Below are 16,899 nucleotides of genomic sequence, written 5' to 3'. Positions count from 1 at the left end.
ACGGATATGAAAAAAATATATAACATATTATTTACGCTGATTGCGGTCTTGTCTTTCACATCTTGTTCCAACGACATAGATGAAGTGTTCGACAAACCTTCTGCAGAGCGAGTGAATGATGCAATAGCAGAGTATAAGACGGTTCTTACTTCTGCAGAGAATGGATGGCTGATGAAATATTATCCTAAGGCTAATACCAAGTATGGTGGATATAATCTGTTGTTGAAATTTGGAACAGATGGAAATGTTACTGCCATGAGCGATGCTTTGGGTGCAGACACGAAAGCCACATCACATTATAAATTGGAGCAGAGTGCTAGTATCGTTCTGTCTTTTGATGAGTACAATAAGGTGATTCATTTCTTCTCCGATCCAGCTAACCCTGATGGTATTGGTGATAATGGTAAGGGTATGGAAGGTGACTTGGAGTTCCGGGTGCTTACCGCCACTGCTGATTCTGTAGTCATGCTTGGCAAGAAGCGTGGTACAAAAATAGTGATGACTCCTATGGCGAAGGATGCCGATTGGACTGAGACCATTAATCAGATAGATGATTTGGAGCAGGAGATGCAGTTCCCTAGATATACTTGCGAGGTGAATGATGTCAAGTATGTAGCTACATCAAGCTATCGTACCATTACTTTCACTAGTTCTAATGCCGAGGATGGCTCTACCACGATTCCTTATATCGTAACAGACAAGGGGATTGAGTTTTATAAGCCAATAACTCTTAATGGCGTTACTATCAAGGGATTCAACTATAAAGGGGGCGATAACTATGAGTTTGAATCCACAGATGCCGCTGTAAAGATGTTGGGCGTTGTTCCTCCTATCAGTGAGCAGGTTATCAGTGGAGACTGGTTCTTCTCTGTAGCTAATATGGGTAGCTATACTCAGGCGTATTGGAATGCTGGTAACGAGGAGGTTTCTAAGTATTATTCTCCTTGCAAATATGCTGCTTTTACCACTTCTGCGTTTGATGGCTATGCAGGACATTGGGGAATCTTGTTCAATGTGGCAGGCTATGCTTCGTTCATTGACATTACTCCTACTATCGTTGACGATGATCATATCTCATTTGCTTGTCCTGGCAAGTTTGGTGCGAATGGTCAGTATTTCTATGGTTGGGGTCAGATGTATATGATTTATGCACTGACTGGTGATCAGGGAAGTCATGCAGCCGGCGTGGCCAAGACTTATAAAATCGAGTTGCTGGAAGGTACAACGAAACAGCCTTCTTCTATAAAGTTGACTGATGAGAGTAATCCAAATAACTGGTTTGTCTTGACAACTAGTATGCCAGAATCTCTTTTTTAGAGTTCATCCATCATGAAATAAAATTATATACATAATGTTTAATAGGATTCTTTGTGAAAAGAATACATAAAATCTCTCGTCTGGGGGCGTGCTCATTTAAGCACGCCCCTTATTTGATTATTGCGCTCTTTAAATTTGTAGCATATGCACCTTGGAAGGTGCACATCTATGCGCAATATGCACCTTCCAAGGTGCATATTTATGTTTTTTCTTTCAAAGCTTCAAGCTTTTTGCTAAAAGTTTCCTTTACCCTTATTTCTAATAATTGCCAGAGATTTTTATCAGTATGTAGCGATTATAGCCTAGTTATGGAAGAGTATTTTGCCGAGGAATAAGTTGGCTGTTAATCGGAAATAGTGTACTGGCGAATGAAGAACAGCTGACTAGCCATACACTCGCCAGTTGGCTGTTCTACTGCAACAGTCAGCGTAAATGCCTGTAAAAATGTTGTAAGTAAGGGATAAAGGAAATACTCTTCACTCTTCACCTTTCCTTCGGAAACCCCAGTGTTTATGGGCGTTTCGAGGGGTGAAGAGTTCTTGGGCACTCTTCACCCACTCTTCACCTTGGCTGGTTCGGCGGAGGATGTGTCATAAATTTATGATTCGCCCTTTTCTTGTTGTTGGATGAGTAAGGATATGTTGTTTGAAGAGCTAGGATATGTTGTTGGAAGAGTAAGAATATGTTGTTGGAAGAGATAGGATATGTTGTTGGAACAGCCAGTATCTTCGGTCGCACAACAGCTGTTGTGCGCTTGTATAACAGCTGATATGCGCATGCACAACAGGTGATGTGCATGCGATGGTCAACTGTTATGCGCCAAACTATTATCCAAACTTATGGCGCACCCTCCTCAGGAACGCCTGGCGGTCTTGCTTCTCTCCTTGACACCTAGCGGTCTTGCGCTGCAATTTACGCCTGCTGGTCTTTGGAATCGGTGAAGAGTGGTGAAGAGTGGGTGAAGAGTTGCTGCAAACTCTTCACCCCTCGGAATGCCGATAAACACTGGGGGTTCCGAAGGAAAGGTGAAGAGTGAAGAGTAAAAGCGTGTTCGCTTGCAGATAAAAAATGGGGCGCAAGCTGTTTCCTGGAAAGGAATCGCTTGCGCCCCTGATATTATTGCTTATGAGTAAATGAGCACCCTAAGATTAGAACTTGTAGATAGCACCAAATGAAATGTTGCTCGCATCTACGTTAAGTCCGAATGTTGACCAGTTGTCACCATGGTCAGGAGAATAACCTCTGTAACCGAGGAAACCTACCTTTGTGATGAAGTTTACGTGGTCTGAAAGCTTAACAGCCAAACCTGGCTTGATGCCTACTTCGTAAGAATCGCCACCGCCCTTGCTGACGCTGCCGTAACCGATTGTACCCTCAACGAAGAGGTTAACCAACTTGGTTTCTACGGCTGTGTAACGTACGTAAGGAGCTACAATGAATGTTGTTGCTTCTTTTACTTCTCTGAGTTCGCAAACATCGCCCTTCTTGATACCAATCTCGAGACCTGCTTCCCACTTGTTGTTGAATTCGTAACCAATCTCTGGCATCAAGGTGTAAGCTGTTTTGCTGTCACCATCACCGATCTTGTTGCTGGAAATACCAGCTGTACCACCGATGTAAACCTGTGCGCTAGCGCAAACTGAAACGAGAGCCATAGCAAGGCTCAACATAATCTTCTTCATAATCAATTTTTTCTTTTAATTATTACTTTATTTTATCACTCTAATCAGGTAGCTTTTCAGCCCCTTTATTTATGATAGCAAAGCACATCCAAAATATGCTCTGCACTCTCTAATTCGGCAGCAAAGGTATAGGAAATAACTTGAAACTCAAAACGATTTCTCTGTTTTTCTTGCAAAACAAGCCGTATTGTTGATGTAAATCAATAAAAAGCAGGTGTGCTGAATGTATCTAAAGCTGTTTTTGAAGAATAGCTACGATTTTTTAGTGAAACCGCCAAATAATATGAGGGAATATTTGGGCAAACCAACTTTTTTCTCTATCTTTGCATGAACAAACAGTTTGAATCATATTTTATAAATATCATAAATGAATCAATTTACAAAGCTGATAGCAGCCCAGCTCAATCTGAAGGAGCAGGCTGTAGAAAATACTTTGGCGCTGCTCGGAGAGGGCTGCACCATTCCGTTTATCTCGCGATACCGCAAGGAGAAAACCGGTAATATGGACGAGGTAAACATTGAAGCCATCGCACAGGCTAACGAGAAACTCTCTGAGATGGCGAAGAGAAAAGAGACTATCCTCAAAACCATCGAGGAACAGGGAAAACTCTCGGATGAACTGAAAAAACGCATCGAACAGTGCTGGGATGCCACCGAACTGGAAGACATCTATCTTCCTTATAAGCCAAAGCGCCGCACCCGTGCCCAGATAGCACGTGAGGCTGGCTTGGAGCCTCTGGCACAGCTGCTCCTCTTCCAGCGTGAGCGCAATCCGGAACAGGCTGCCAGAAAGTTTGTGGGCGATAAGGTGAAGGATGTGGAGGCTGCACTTCAGGGAGCCAAGGATATCATCGCCGAAACCGTAAGCGAGAATGAGCAGAGCCGCAATCAGATTCGCGGCGAGTTCAGACGTGGTGCCATCATCACTTCTAAGGTGGTAGCCAAGAAGAAGGATGAGGAAGAGGCGCAGCGCTTCTCCGACTATTTCGATTTCTCAGAACCATTGAAGAAATGTTCTTCGCACCGACTGCTGGCTATGCGTAGAGGCGAGGCGGCAGGATTCTTGCGTGTCAGCATCTCGGCTGATGATGAGCAGTGTCAGGATAAACTGAAGCGCCACTATGTACATGGTTTCGGTGAGTGCCAGACGCTGGTGGGTGAAGCGGTAGATGATGCCTTTAAGCGACTGCTGAAGCCTAGCATTGAAACCGAATTTGCTGCGCTCAGCAAGCAGAAGGCGGATGAGGAGGCTATCGTCGTGTTCGCCGAAAACCTGCGCCAGCTCCTGTTGGCGGCTCCTCTCGGGCAGAAACGCGTAATGGCGGTTGACCCGGGTTTTGCCAATGGTTGCAAGACTTGCTGTCTCGATGCGCAGGGCAATCTGATTCATCATGAAATCGTTTATCCTCATCCTCCCCGCAACAGGAAGAGCGAGGCTACGGCTGCCATCCAGCGCATGGTAAAGATGTATCAGGTGGAGGCAATGGCTGTAGGTAACGGTACGGCAAGCCGCGAAACCAGCGACTGGCTGCATAGCATCGATTTCGTTCATCCGGTAGATATCTATGTGGTGAGCGAGGATGGCGCTTCTATCTATTCGGCTTCGAAGATTGCAAGAGATGAGTTCCCGGATGAGGATGTTACCGTGCGTGGTGCTGTGAGCATCGGACGAAGACTGATGGATCCGCTTGCTGAATTGGTGAAGATTGATCCGAAGAGCATCGGTGTGGGACAGTATCAGCATGATGTGGATCAGACTCAGTTGAAGAAGAGTCTGGATACGGTGGTAATGAGTTGCGTGAACTCGGTGGGTGTCAACCTGAATACCGCATCGCAGCATCTGCTGACCTATGTGAGCGGTTTGGGACCTACGCTTGCCAAGAATATCGTGGAATATCGCCGCGAAAATGGAGCCTTCGCTTCCCGTGCCCAGTTGAAGAAGGTGCCACGTCTGGGTCCTTCGGCCTTTGAGCAGTGTGCCGGCTTCCTCCGCATTCCAGGCGCTAAGAATCCTTTGGATAACAGTGCCGTTCATCCGGAGCGCTATGCGCTGGTAGAGCAGATGGCGAAAGATCAGGGCGTAACGGTGAAGCAGCTGGTAGAAGACAAGGCGCTGCAGAAGAAAATTGATATCAGAAAATATGTGAGTGCCGAGGTGGGTATGCCTACTTTGACCGATATCATGGCTGAGCTTGACAAGCCGGGCTTGGACCCTCGTGGTGAGGTGGAGAAGTTTGAGTTTGATGCCAGCATCAAGGAGATAGAGGATTTGCAGGTAGGCATGGTTGTGCCGGGCATTGTTACCAACATTACCAAGTTTGGTGCCTTTGTAGATATAGGTGTCCACAACGATGGTCTGGTTCATGTATCCCAGATGTCAAACCGTTACATTCAGGATCCTTCTGAGGTGGTAAAGCTTCATGAGCATGTGATGGTGAGAGTGGCAGAAGTAGATTTGAAGCGCAAGCGCATCGCCTTGTCGATGAAGGGCGTGAAATAGAAAGGATATTCAGAATGAATCAGAATAATAATGGTGATGCTCTCTTGGCAGGGGGCATCACCAGAGATAGTATAGAGTCGGCATATTGCTTTATTCATCAGAAGCTCAGGGTTTTTGAATTTTCCACCAATCCTACGCAGCGTGATGATATAGAGTATGCCATCGCCCAGTATGTAGAGGGTATGAATCCGCAGCTCTATCTTCTTCTTTCTCAAGGCAGAACGGAATTCCTTCTAGACCATGTGAATTTTGAAAAAGATATGCGCGAGGCACAGGAAAAACTGGAAGGGATGATGTAGGTATCTCTCTGCTTGAGGAGAAGGATAAACTGAGTCACGTTAATTTAAGTTGATGAGGGTGCGTCATGGACTTATGACACACTCTCTTTTTTTATCCAGTTACATGCCAGTTACATGCGTCAGGCACCGTTTTAAAGGGCTTTTGCATTGATTAAGGGCTATTTCGAGTTGCTCAGTTACATGCTGGTTACATGAGTTATGCCCAAGTAACGACCTCAAATAGCCGAATTAACGACCGCAAACGACCACAAAAACGACCGCAAAAACGACCGCAAACGACCGCAAAAACGACCGCAAACGACCGCAAACGACCGCAAACGACCGCAAACGACCACAAAAACGACCGCAAACGACCACAAAAACGACCGCAAACGACCGCAAACGACTGCAATAAGGATTGAAATATGATAGCTCTTATGCTCCAAATTCTTCTTCACCTTTTTGGCTTATAATCCATTTTTTACCATTGGGTGATTTTGTTAGCAGGCCATCTTTTGCCATATTAATTAGTAGGCGACCTATTCTTCGTAATTTTTCATCATGGCTATTATTTGCAGGAAAAACATGCTGAAGACTTTCGAATGCATCTCTGCGCCAAAATCCCATTTTTCCTGCATTATGTGCCAATTGCAATAATAGCTTTTGGATACTTTTTTCTGCAAGTCCTTTCTCTTTTGTGTAGTGACCAATCTGGTTTGTCAGTTTGGCTACTTTTAATGATATGGTATAATGTGGAGCACGTCCTTCAATCAAACCTTTATCAAATAGTAGCTTGGCTGCTTCTTTTGTGATAGGATGATGCTTTTGTACGGCATCTAGCCAAAGGCATTCCTTTAGTGACAAAGACTGGTTGCTCTTTAGCAAGTTGGTATATTTCTCATCAATCATTTTGCCATAGATAGTTACGCCAACAGTACGATGTTCGTTGTCGATGTCGTAATCTGGCATTGGAAAGAATCGGTTGCGTTGCTCTGTGTAGATCTTCTTGATACCACGTCCTACTGTATCAATCATATTGAAATTGACCATGCCCTTGCAAAGACAATCGTTACGATAATGAAATTGAGGTCCTTTATGCTCCAGGGCATTTTCTATTGTTCCTGGAATGAAACTGCCACCATTGCCATAATATAAGGTACTAGGACCTTCTACAAAAACAATTCGCTGCTGTAAGGTGTAATCCTGATGTGCGATGGCGTTATGTAATGCCTCTCGTATGGTGTATTCATCATACTGTTTCATGGTGTCAGGGAACAGGGTTCCACCTGGCAACTCACGCATAGTCTTGTTACGTATTTTGCTCAACACCTTATCTACGGTCAAGATGAAAGGTATTGTAAAATGCTCATAATCTTGTACGATGCCTTCTTCATCTTCCCATGTCCAAGTGATTTGTGCTACGGCAGGATGAATCTTTTGAATAGAAAGGGGTTTACCCAATAGTAGAATGGCTGCACGAGTGATCTTCCCTTCTCGCATCATCATACTATTAGCCAAGAACTCTTCTGTACTCCACGCATCTATTTCTTCGGCAGGAATACTTGACGAACGAACTTTTTTGAACATGACTTTAGCTGTAGCTACGGCTAGTTCATCCAAGTCATTGGTCGTGGCATTTGGTACGAGCTGAGCAGTCCAATCTGGTATTGGTGGCTGTTGGCGGATAGTATCTTGTTTTGCTTGGTTTAGTGGTTTCAGACTTTCGCCATCACGACCATAAGCTACACCTTTCCAGTGCATTACGATATTTCGTGGTGATGCAGGAACCTGGAAAAGCAAAACACGCTTACCTTCAACCTCAATAGGAACAATATCCCTAAAGATGAGGTTGTCTGTGGTGTGTTGAGACATATCTTGCTTCAAACGGTTGAGTGCAACTTCACCATCCTTGAATGTTGTACCGATAATCTGATGTTTTTTGTCCCAAACTCCAAATACAATCCAAGCAAACTCATGGTCACGTAAGTTTGCTTCATTGCTAAGAGCGGAGAAGTATTTGCCCAACTCATCGATATCAAAGTTGGTCTCTGCTTTCTTAAACTCGATAACCTCATTCTCTGAGTGTTCCCAAAGCTTGTTGAATATCTCTATATATTTTTCCATTGTTTCCTTCTTTATTTTCCTAAATGAGCCTACTTAAAAAGTAAGGCATTGTCTTAGGACACATTTATATTAAAACAGCTACAAAGATAGCATTTTTCTTTGAAAATAGGGTATATATTCAGGAGGAAAATGTATTTTCTTTGTGATTTTTTCAGTTTGGGGTGAAAATCTCTATGTATGGGGCTAAACTAAATATTAGTTGTACAGGCTTGATGGATGGTTCGCCTAACTATGGCATGAAAGCAATGAAGAGGGTAGAGCGTAAATGATAAGTTACTGATAATGCTAATATGCCTAATAGTTAGTTCTTTCTTTTACTCAAATTATGGTGAGTGTAATCGCAAGAAATAGTGTGAAAGTATGTAAAATAATGACTTGTTTTTGCCAACCAATTCAATTTAGTTTGGAATTATGTTGGCAAAATGTTGGCAATTTCTAGAATGAAAAAATCCTAACCGCTTATTATCAAGCAGTTAGGATTTTTATCGGTGCGCCTGATAGCCACATTTTTGTGAAATCTTATGAAAATTAGAGAAATGTATAATTGCCTGATTATAAGTGATATAGAAAAAATTATTGTTTCTTAATTTTACCTAAAGTTTTGTTAGAATGCATAAAACTCGGCAAAAACTCGGCAAAAATGTTGGTGGGCGAATGTAAAATAATTACTTTTGCACTCGAATTTAAACAATGAGAGTATGGCAAATATTGATTTGAAACTATCTTCCAAGGAAGACAAGGTGACGCATCGTAGCGAAATCCTAATCCGTTTTTACCAAGGTCAAAAGATTGATTATCGTGTAAAGAGTGGCTTGTTTGTGGAGCCACGCCATTTCCGATATTTCGTTAATCGTAATGCAAGTAAGAAGCAAGGTGTGGTTGTTCCAGATAAGGTTACTTCTGTAACCAAGGAAGAAGCGAAAGCCAAGGGATATGCGATTACTACGAGAGGTGAAGTAGTAATCACAGATCGTCTTATTACTCCCGAAGTGAAGTTTGATAAAGAACAAGCTCGGTTGTTGGGGGAGTTGCAGACAACTATCATGGATGCTTTTGTTGCTGCAGACAAAAGTAATCTTAGTGAGGATTGGCTTGATAAGATAGTCTATCGTTTTCATCATCCTCTTGGTACAGGTAAAGTGAAAAGACAAAGAGGAAAGAAGCGAGTCTCTATGTATGAATTAGCAGAGGAGTACTTGGATAAGAAGCGTTTCTCCTATGACCATACCAAGGCTTTTCGAGTTTTAGTAAGAGACTTGGCACGATACGAAGCCTTCAAGAAGAAAGTGCTTCAAGAGAAATTTACTTGGAACATAGATAAGATGACTCGCAAGGATATTGAGGACTTTGAGGATTATCTGCGCAATGAGAAAACATTGTCAGAGAAGTATCCAAAGCAGTTTGAGAGCATCTTGGAGGAATATCCTGCAGAAATCAATGTGGTACATACAATGGTGAAGTTGCAAGACCGTGGAGAGAATACCATTGTGAAACTTAAAAAGAAATTCAAGGCGTTTATGCAATGGTTGTATGAAACGGAAAGAACCACCAACCGTCCTTTCGATGGCATCAAGATAGGAGTGGAGAAATATGGCACACCTATTTATATTACAAAGGAAGAGCGTAATGTCGTGGCAGAAACAGATATGCTAGCTATGTTTGAGAAGTTGGAGGATGAGGACAAGAAAGCATGTTCAAAACTTCCTTTGAAAACATTGGAAACTCAGCGTGACATCTTTGTCTTCCAGTGCTTGGTGGGTTGTCGTGTAGGAGACTTGATGAGATTGACTTCTCAAAACATTACCCAGGGCATCTTGGAGTATGTGCCGAGTAAGACGGCCGATGAGGATGCTCCGGTGAAGCCTCGTATTCCGTTAAATCCATGTGCTTTGAAATTGGTGAAGAAATATGAGGGTGTTGATAAGGATAGACGTTTATTCCCTTTCATCAGTCCACAGAAATACAATGATGCCATCAAGGCTATCCTGTTGATTTGTGGCATCACAAGAATCGTTCAGGTTCGTAACTCAACGACTGGGGAGAATGAAATGAAACGAATTTGTGATGTTGCCAGTTCTCACATGGCTCGCCGTACTTTCGTTGGTGCAGCTTATAAGGCTGTTCGTGACCCGAATATCGTTGGAAAGATGAGTGGTCATGTTGAGGGAAGTAGGGCATTCAATCGCTATCGCCAGATAGATGATGACATATTGAAGGAAACAATAAGTTGCATTTAGCCAAGGTTTTCTGAATCTTGTAGAACCGTACGATACAAAATCGTGCGGTTTTTTGTTTTTGCGAAAAATAATAAATTTTCAAATTTAACATAAAATGGGCTGTTTTGTCAGATATTTATTACGAAAGTGTTAAATATGAAGTTTAATTGTGCATCGCCCCCTTTATTCCTTTTTGTTTCGTACTTTTGCACCAGATTTCAAAAATAATTAAAGTAAAAAGATGCGTATTCAAGACATTTTAGCTACAGGCGCACCACTACAATTGGTGGTGGATGCGATGGATTTGAAGGAACTCTTCTTGAATTGGAAAGAGGAGATGGTGCAGAAACCTCAGAAGGAAGAGTCGCCTCTGTTGACACCAGCGGAGGTGACGGAGAAGTATCGTGTTTCCAAGGTCACTTTGTGGCGTTGGGACAAGATGGGATTGCTGGCTCCTATCAAGATGGGGCGCAAGTCATTCTATCGTCAGTCAGATATAGAGCGAGTATTTGATCTTAATAAATAGGTGTATGCTCAATATCAATCAACATTCGTTGGAGTCGCTGCCCAAGCAACTGCCAATACATGCCCTTCGATGGGAGGTGCAGAAGGTTATCGAGCATTATGCAGAAGTGTTTCAATGTCCTAGGGACTTTATTATTTCTGCGGTGTTTGGTGTTGTTGGCACGATGTGTGGTAGGCATGTGACAATCTTTGATGGGAAGTATCGCAATCATCCCAATCTTTGGATTTGTCATGTTGCTCCAAGTGGTTCCAACAAGAGTTCGCCTATCAAGGCTCTGATGCAACCGATGAATCAAGAAGAAAGCAGACGCTATAAGAAGTTTCGGGAGAAATTCAAGGAATTCAAACGAAACACAGACGAGGAAGAACCGACTTTGAATCAGTTGACGGTTTCAGATGTGACTCCAGAAGGATTGTATAAAATCTTGGATGGCAGAGCGGAATCGAAAGATGGTCTTTTGCTCTATAGGGATGAAATCAAGGGCTTTATAGATGATATGGGACGATACCATAACAGTGGTGAGGTGAGCAATTACTTATCAATATGGGATGGAACCACTTTTCCTGTCACTCGCAAGACTCAGCCACCGATGTATATCGAGAATCCTTTCCTGTGCATCATGGGTGGAATCCAACCCGATGTATTCAGTGAGGCATTCAAGCGAGACTTGGCAGGTGTGGGCTTTGTGCAAAGATGGTTGTTCGCCTATCCCGATGAGATACAGAAGGCTCTTTATTCTGATTCAATATTGGATGCCAAGTATGAAACTGCATGGAATGAAATCTTTGAGAAGTTGTTGGCTATTAATGATATGGAACTTACGTTGAGCAATGAAGCAAAGCAAGTTTATATCGACTACTATAATGAGACAATATCTCGTACAGATGATGCTGATTCCTATTTGTCTTCGATGCTATCCAAGTTGAGAATCCATGTGTTGAAGTGGTGTGCCATTACTCACATCTTATCATGCTCGGATAATGCAGGAGGTGGGCAATACTTTGTTTTGCCAAGTTCTTTGGAGATAACTGCTGATGAGATGCTGTATAGTGTGGAGTGCATGCGCTACTTTGAGTATTGTGGAACCAAGGCTTTGAATCTTGTTGTGGGTGAAGGGCAGATAAAGAAACCTACCAAAGAACAGTTGATTAAGGATTTGGTTTCATTAGTCGGAATAGACAAAATGAATATCACGAAGTTTGCAGAAGGAATAGACGTAAGTCGTCAATATGTGAGCAAGGTGATAAAAAAGTAGACTAAGTTGCGTGGTTGCGGTAGCGATAGTATGTATCAATCTGTGAATCAGGGAGATGAATAAGAACGCAACCGCAACCAAGAACAAATGTGATGATTATGAACATATTTCCAATAAATGTATCTGTTTATGATGGTGTGATGGATAATAAGGGAACCATCTCCTCTCTTGGAGATTTTCTGTTCTCGCAAGAACGTCAGTATGAGATTCTGATGCTTCGCCATCTGTCAAGCAAAGAAGAGCGTGATAGTTGGAAGCGAAAGTTGCCACAAGCCACGATAGGTGGAGTGTTTCAACCAACGAGGTCTATTCAGAACATCCAATATCGTTCTGGGTTGATATGTGTAGATATGGATGCCAAGGAGAATCCTGCCATATCTGATTGGAATGCAGTGAAGGAGCAACTTGCCGTGATACCTCAGATAGCTTATTGCTCATTGAGTGTTAGTGGCAACGGACTTTTTGCAGTTATTCCCTTGCGCTATCCAGAGAAGCATTTATTGCAATTCCGACAGTTGCAGCACGACTTCTATCGAATGGGGATAACCATAGATGCAGCTTGTAGTGACATCACAAGAATGAGGTGTGTCAGCTATGATGCGCATCCAATTATTAACGAGAATGCCATCCCATACGAAGGCATTTATATGGAGCCGCCAAAAGTGAGGCGGTATTTATCGTATAGGAACATCAGGGAGAACGACATCTTATCAGAAGTTGCTGCTTGTTGCAAGCAAATAGAACAGCGTGGCATTGACATAACAGATGGTTATGACCAATGGCTGAAAGTGGGTTGCTCACTTGCCACGTTGGGTGAGGATGGGCGAGACTTCTTTCATCTGTGTAGTCAACAGAGCATGGACTACAACGAATCGAAGACCGACAAGATGTTCTCGGATCTCTTGAAACGGAATTATCAAAATATCAACATCGGAACATTCTTCTGGCTATGCAAGCAGAATGGAATCCTGATGAAGTGAAAACTAAGATGAAAGAGTATGTGCCTTCATCAAACTAAACAAGTATCTGAGATTATTGCTCGAAGAAAGGCTGGATGGAACCTTATTAGATTCGAGCAATAATCTCAGGAAGTTGTGAGGCGGTCGTATGCTTGTTTATGGGATGTATTAAGGTCATTTTTTACCTTGCGCTTGCGCCGATAAAACGAAACATTTTTATAGCAGGGGGGAGCCTAATCCCCGGTTCGCACGCTAACCGGCTGAAAATTCGCATATTGCCCTAAGAAAAATGTTGCTCATTTTTGCGGCAAGCCGAGGGGATAGTTGTAGTATGATTGGTATGTATTATTAGTGATGTTTTTATATGCTAAAATCAAAGTTTAGTCTATCGCAAAGGGTGGAATGAGAAATAATCTGCATCTTCCAATGGTGGAAGTGCAGACTTTATATTTCTAAGACGGTGGTCATCCTTTTGATTTGTGGAAAATTCGGAATTCTTCTTTTCCTTTGGTTGTCTGGTAGGATGATATGTACTTCTGTTGTTGTAGCAATTTTAGTAAAGACTCATTCCAAGATGTTGCTTTTATGGTTGGTCGTTTGCCTTTATTGCTTAACTCAGCATATTGATTACCTAATGCAGTAAGAACTTTTTCTGTATTCTCTGGTTGGGCTGATATGATTAGAACTGCCAATTTTACTCTGTCAGATATTTTACAATTAGACTTTAGTAAATGAAGCAAATATTCTTCAGATAGATTGATGTCTTTGCTCTCTATAACAGCATTGATTATAATTCCTTCTGATGCTGTCGCTTTCATTTTAGTTTCATCCGATACAATCTGAAGAATTACCCTCTTTTCTATTGTAGAGAATGTTGGAGAACTTAATAATGTCTCTAAGCAATGAGTGAAGGTAACCGACGATTATCTTAAAAGATGTAATATTACAGGATTCTGTCAAGCTAAAGAATATGTTTTTTCGTATAATGATAATTTTTCTTTTTAACTTAATTATCTGTAGTCAGAGTTGCTTGTCAAAATATCTGATTATCTTCGAGTTTTCTAAATAGTATAACGCTCGGAAAACTCGGCAAAAACTCGGCAATTTCTAGAATGAAAAAATCCTAACCGCTTATTATCAGGCAGTTAGGATTTTCTTCGGTGCGCCTGATAGGACTCGAACCTACACGGCCTAAACCACTAGATCCTAAGTCTAGCGCGTCTACCAATTTCGCCACAAGCGCATTCTTGGGTGCAAAGATACAATAATAATTTGAATAAAAAGAATAAAAATGAAAAAAATGATGGTTTTACTTGCTTTTTACGAGAAATAATGGTAATTTTGCAAACAGATATTGTTTTGTCTTTACATTGCAAAAATGAAGGCTGAATGGTAAGGACAGATAAAAACTATAATAACAGGAATATGAAAAAAATATGGGTTATGATGCTGGCTACATTGATGGTTTCTTCCACGATGATGGCTGGAAATGTGAAGAAATCAACTGCTCTTCCTATTGAGGGAGAGATCGTAAAGGCTTCTCATCCGATGATTCAGTATGTTGGGCGTGTGAGCTTTGCTAAGAATCCTGATGTAGCCAGTTTCAATTATCCGGGAACTGCGATTGAGGCTAGTTTTCAAGGTTCTTCTCTGAAAATGCTGTGTCGCCCGAAGACTGGATATTTCATGGCGCAGATTGATGGTTGCGAACCTTTCAAAGTGGGCTTTAATACCGAACGCGATTCGGTTGTTACCCTGGCTGCGGCTTTGCCAAAGGGCGTGCATCATGCTAAGGTGATGTATGTGATAGAAGGCTTATTCCGTAAACCGGAATTTAGGGGATTCGTTCTTGATAAGGGATGTCAGCTCGTTGAGGCTCCGGCTCTCCCGGAACGGAAGATTGAATTTATCGGAAATTCAATCACCTGCGGTTATGGCGTAGAAAGTATCAACAAGTCTGATCCTTTTGAGGATGAAACGGAGAACCATTGGCTTACTTATGCCAATATCGTAAGTGACAGTCTGAAGGCTCAGCATACTTCTATCTCCCGTAGTGGTATCGGTGTATATCGTAATTATAATGGTCCGAAGACAGGTGATGCCGATAACATGCCTTGGCAATATGAATATACCTTATTTGACCAGCATGATGAAAAATGGGATTTTGCCAAGTATCAGCCTCAGTTAGTCTGTATCAATCTGGGTACGAACGATCTTTCTACCAAGAATTATGATATTCAACTCTACGAGAAGAATTATCGCATGTTTCTTAAAACGGTACGTAGCAAGTATCCTCATGCAAAGATTGTGATGTTGACAGGTCCGATGCTCGGCGATAAGGAGAGTAGCAAGCAGCGAACTGTGCTTGATAGAATCTGTGCTGATGCCAATAAAACCGATAAGAATATTTACCGTTTCGATTTCAGTTTCCAGAAAGGAGATTTAGGTTATGGCGCCAGCTGGCATCCTAGTATGTTGCAGCATCGGAAGATGGCGGCAGAATTGTTTCCGTTCCTGAGAAAACTGATGAATTGGAATTAAATGAAATTGCATGTTTCCCAAACAAAATTATATGATAACAATGAACACAAAAAATCTATTATTGTTGGCATCTCTTACATTGGCGATGCCTCTGACAGCACAGACTCCGCAAGAGGATTTCAAGCGGGATATTACGCTTTCGGGTAGTAACTATGTAGCTTATCGTGGTCCGCAGAAGCAGTTGACTGCGGCTCCTAAAGGTTATAAGCCTTTCTATCTGAGCCATTATGGCCGGCATGGTTCCCGCTATATGATTGGCAAGAAGGCTTATGATGTGCCTTATTTCTCTCTGCTCAAAGCGAAGCAGGAGGGCAAACTGACAGCTAAGGGCGAGGAAACGCTGGCTAAGGTGAAGATGATTCGTGAGGAGGCGAAGGGGCGCGATGGTGAACTGACTCCGCTCGGGGCTCTCCAGCATCAGGGTATCACCAGAAGAATGATGGAGCGCTTCCCTGAGATTTTTGCCGGTAATACGAATATTGAGGCCCGAAGTACTTTGGTAATCCGATGCATCCTCTCTATGGAGAACGGTTTGCAGCAGATGCTTCGCATGAATCCGAAACTTCATATCTTCCATGATGCCAGCGAGCATGATATGTATTATATGAACCAGGGCGACCGATATCTGGACAGCTTGAAGAACAGCGTGGGTATCAAGGTGGCACAGCAGGAATTTGCACAGAAGCATGTTAGCTATAGCCGTGTGATGCAGGAACTGTTCAACGACCCTGCCTGGGTGAAGCAGAATATCAACCAGAGTGACCTGAACAGAAAACTTTATGAGATGGCAAGCTCAATCCAAGGCACGGAACTGAGAGGCACGGTTTCGCTCTATGACCTCTTTACGGAGGAGGAACTGTATCAGAACTGGCTGAATGCCAACATCTGGTGGCAGATGGCTTACGGCAACTCGCCTTATACGGGCAATGTGCAGCCGTTCTCCCAGCGCAATCTCTTGAGAAACATCATCCAGAAGGCGGATAGCTGCATCGCCTTGCCGCATCCGGGCGCTACATTGAGATATGGACACGATACGATGGTTACTCCGCTTACCTGTTTGCTGGATTTGAATGGATATGGCGAAGAGATTAAGGATCCGGAGAAGATTGCTTCTCAATGGTGGGATTATAAGATTACTCCGATGGCTACGAATTTGCAGTTTGTTTTTTATAGAAACAAGGCGAATGATGTGCTGGTGAAGGTGCTTTTGAATGAAGATGAGGCTACTTTGCCTATCAAGAGCGATGTGGCACCTTATTACCACTGGAATGACTTTAAGGAATACTGCCTGAAAAAGCTGGCGGGGTATAAAAGGTAAAAATGAAGGCTACTGACTGCTGGGGGACAGGCGATGGAATCGCCTGGAACGGGGGCAGGAGGGGGACTGGCTTCTTTTTTACTGAACGCGAAATGCTGAAACGCTAAAGCGCGAAATGCAAATGGCTAGATAATAAAAAAAAGGGCTTAAGCTTTTTGGGCTTAAGCTCCTTTTTTTTATGAT

Annotated in this window: 12 protein-coding genes and 1 tRNA gene; 9 read left to right on the top strand and 4 right to left on the bottom strand. The window is 42.7% G+C overall.

Annotated features, from left to right (window positions below):
• Window positions 1-6: 6 nt before the first annotated feature.
• Window positions 7-1,317, top strand: coding sequence for a DUF4302 domain-containing protein (locus NNC77_RS09390; protein ID WP_254970532.1), 1,311 nt, complete (start codon window positions 7-9; stop codon window positions 1,315-1,317).
• 1,148 nt (window positions 1,318-2,465) lie between these two features.
• Here NNC77_RS09390 and NNC77_RS09385 read toward each other — a convergent pair.
• Complete coding sequence (locus NNC77_RS09385) at window positions 2,466-2,999, bottom strand: outer membrane beta-barrel protein (RefSeq protein WP_254970533.1); 534 nt, start codon at window positions 2,997-2,999, stop codon at window positions 2,466-2,468.
• A gap of 367 nt (window positions 3,000-3,366) precedes the next feature.
• Between NNC77_RS09385 and NNC77_RS09380 the strand changes: the two genes are divergently transcribed.
• Window positions 3,367-5,499 carry a Tex family protein gene (locus NNC77_RS09380; protein WP_254970534.1) on the top strand — a complete coding sequence of 711 codons (2,133 nt, stop codon included), beginning with the start codon at window positions 3,367-3,369 and terminating at the stop codon, window positions 5,497-5,499.
• Window positions 5,500-5,513: 14 nt separating this feature from the next.
• The gene (locus tag NNC77_RS09375) at window positions 5,514-5,798 is read left to right on the top strand and encodes a hypothetical protein (RefSeq protein ID WP_118140065.1); all 285 of its coding nucleotides are present in this window, start codon (window positions 5,514-5,516) and stop codon (window positions 5,796-5,798) included.
• Between the two features lie 414 nt (window positions 5,799-6,212).
• On the opposite strand, the gene NNC77_RS09370 is transcribed toward NNC77_RS09375, so the two are convergent.
• Complete coding sequence (locus NNC77_RS09370; RefSeq protein ID WP_234564886.1) at window positions 6,213-7,901, bottom strand: RNA-binding domain-containing protein; 1,689 nt, start codon at window positions 7,899-7,901, stop codon at window positions 6,213-6,215.
• 698 nt (window positions 7,902-8,599) lie between these two features.
• On the opposite strand from NNC77_RS09370, the gene NNC77_RS09365 reads away from it, so the two are divergent.
• The 4 genes from NNC77_RS09365 (at window position 8,600) to NNC77_RS09350 (ending at window position 12,878) form a co-directional block, all read left to right on the top strand.
• On the top strand, window positions 8,600-10,138 hold the full coding sequence (locus NNC77_RS09365) for a hypothetical protein (protein WP_234564409.1): 1,539 nt from the start codon (window positions 8,600-8,602) through the stop codon (window positions 10,136-10,138).
• Window positions 10,139-10,358: 220 nt separating this feature from the next.
• Window positions 10,359-10,643: a helix-turn-helix domain-containing protein gene (locus NNC77_RS09360; protein ID WP_006848509.1), complete on the top strand. Its 285-nt coding sequence runs from the start codon at window positions 10,359-10,361 to the stop codon at window positions 10,641-10,643.
• A gap of 4 nt (window positions 10,644-10,647) precedes the next feature.
• A complete protein-coding gene (locus tag NNC77_RS09355) occupies window positions 10,648-11,898 on the top strand; it encodes a DUF3987 domain-containing protein (protein WP_234564410.1) in 1,251 nt (416 codons plus the stop codon).
• Window positions 11,899-11,996: 98 nt separating this feature from the next.
• A complete protein-coding gene (locus tag NNC77_RS09350; RefSeq protein WP_234564411.1) occupies window positions 11,997-12,878 on the top strand; it encodes a BT4734/BF3469 family protein in 882 nt (293 codons plus the stop codon).
• Between the two features lie 443 nt (window positions 12,879-13,321).
• Here NNC77_RS09350 and NNC77_RS09345 read toward each other — a convergent pair whose 3' ends face one another.
• Together NNC77_RS09345 and NNC77_RS09340 are read right to left on the bottom strand one after the other, a co-directional pair.
• Window positions 13,322-13,675, bottom strand: coding sequence for a hypothetical protein (locus NNC77_RS09345; protein WP_006848494.1), 354 nt, complete (start codon window positions 13,673-13,675; stop codon window positions 13,322-13,324).
• A gap of 343 nt (window positions 13,676-14,018) precedes the next feature.
• A tRNA-Leu gene (locus tag NNC77_RS09340) sits at window positions 14,019-14,100 on the bottom strand.
• A gap of 182 nt (window positions 14,101-14,282) precedes the next feature.
• Between NNC77_RS09340 and NNC77_RS09335 the strand changes: the two genes are divergently transcribed.
• Both NNC77_RS09335 and NNC77_RS09330 read left to right on the top strand, forming a co-directional pair.
• Entirely contained in the window at window positions 14,283-15,398 is a 1,116-nt protein-coding gene (locus NNC77_RS09335; protein ID WP_254970535.1) for an SGNH/GDSL hydrolase family protein, read from the top strand.
• A gap of 40 nt (window positions 15,399-15,438) precedes the next feature.
• Window positions 15,439-16,716: a histidine-type phosphatase gene (locus NNC77_RS09330; RefSeq protein WP_254970537.1), complete on the top strand. Its 1,278-nt coding sequence runs from the start codon at window positions 15,439-15,441 to the stop codon at window positions 16,714-16,716.
• The last annotated feature ends 183 nt before the right edge of the window (window positions 16,717-16,899 follow it).

It is taken from the genome of Segatella copri, from assembly GCF_024330485.1.
Taxonomy (GTDB): Bacteria; Bacteroidota; Bacteroidia; order Bacteroidales; family Bacteroidaceae; genus Prevotella; species Prevotella copri_L.
The sequence above is the reverse complement of the archived record's forward strand: the minus strand, read 5'-3'. Positions and strand labels throughout refer to the sequence as shown.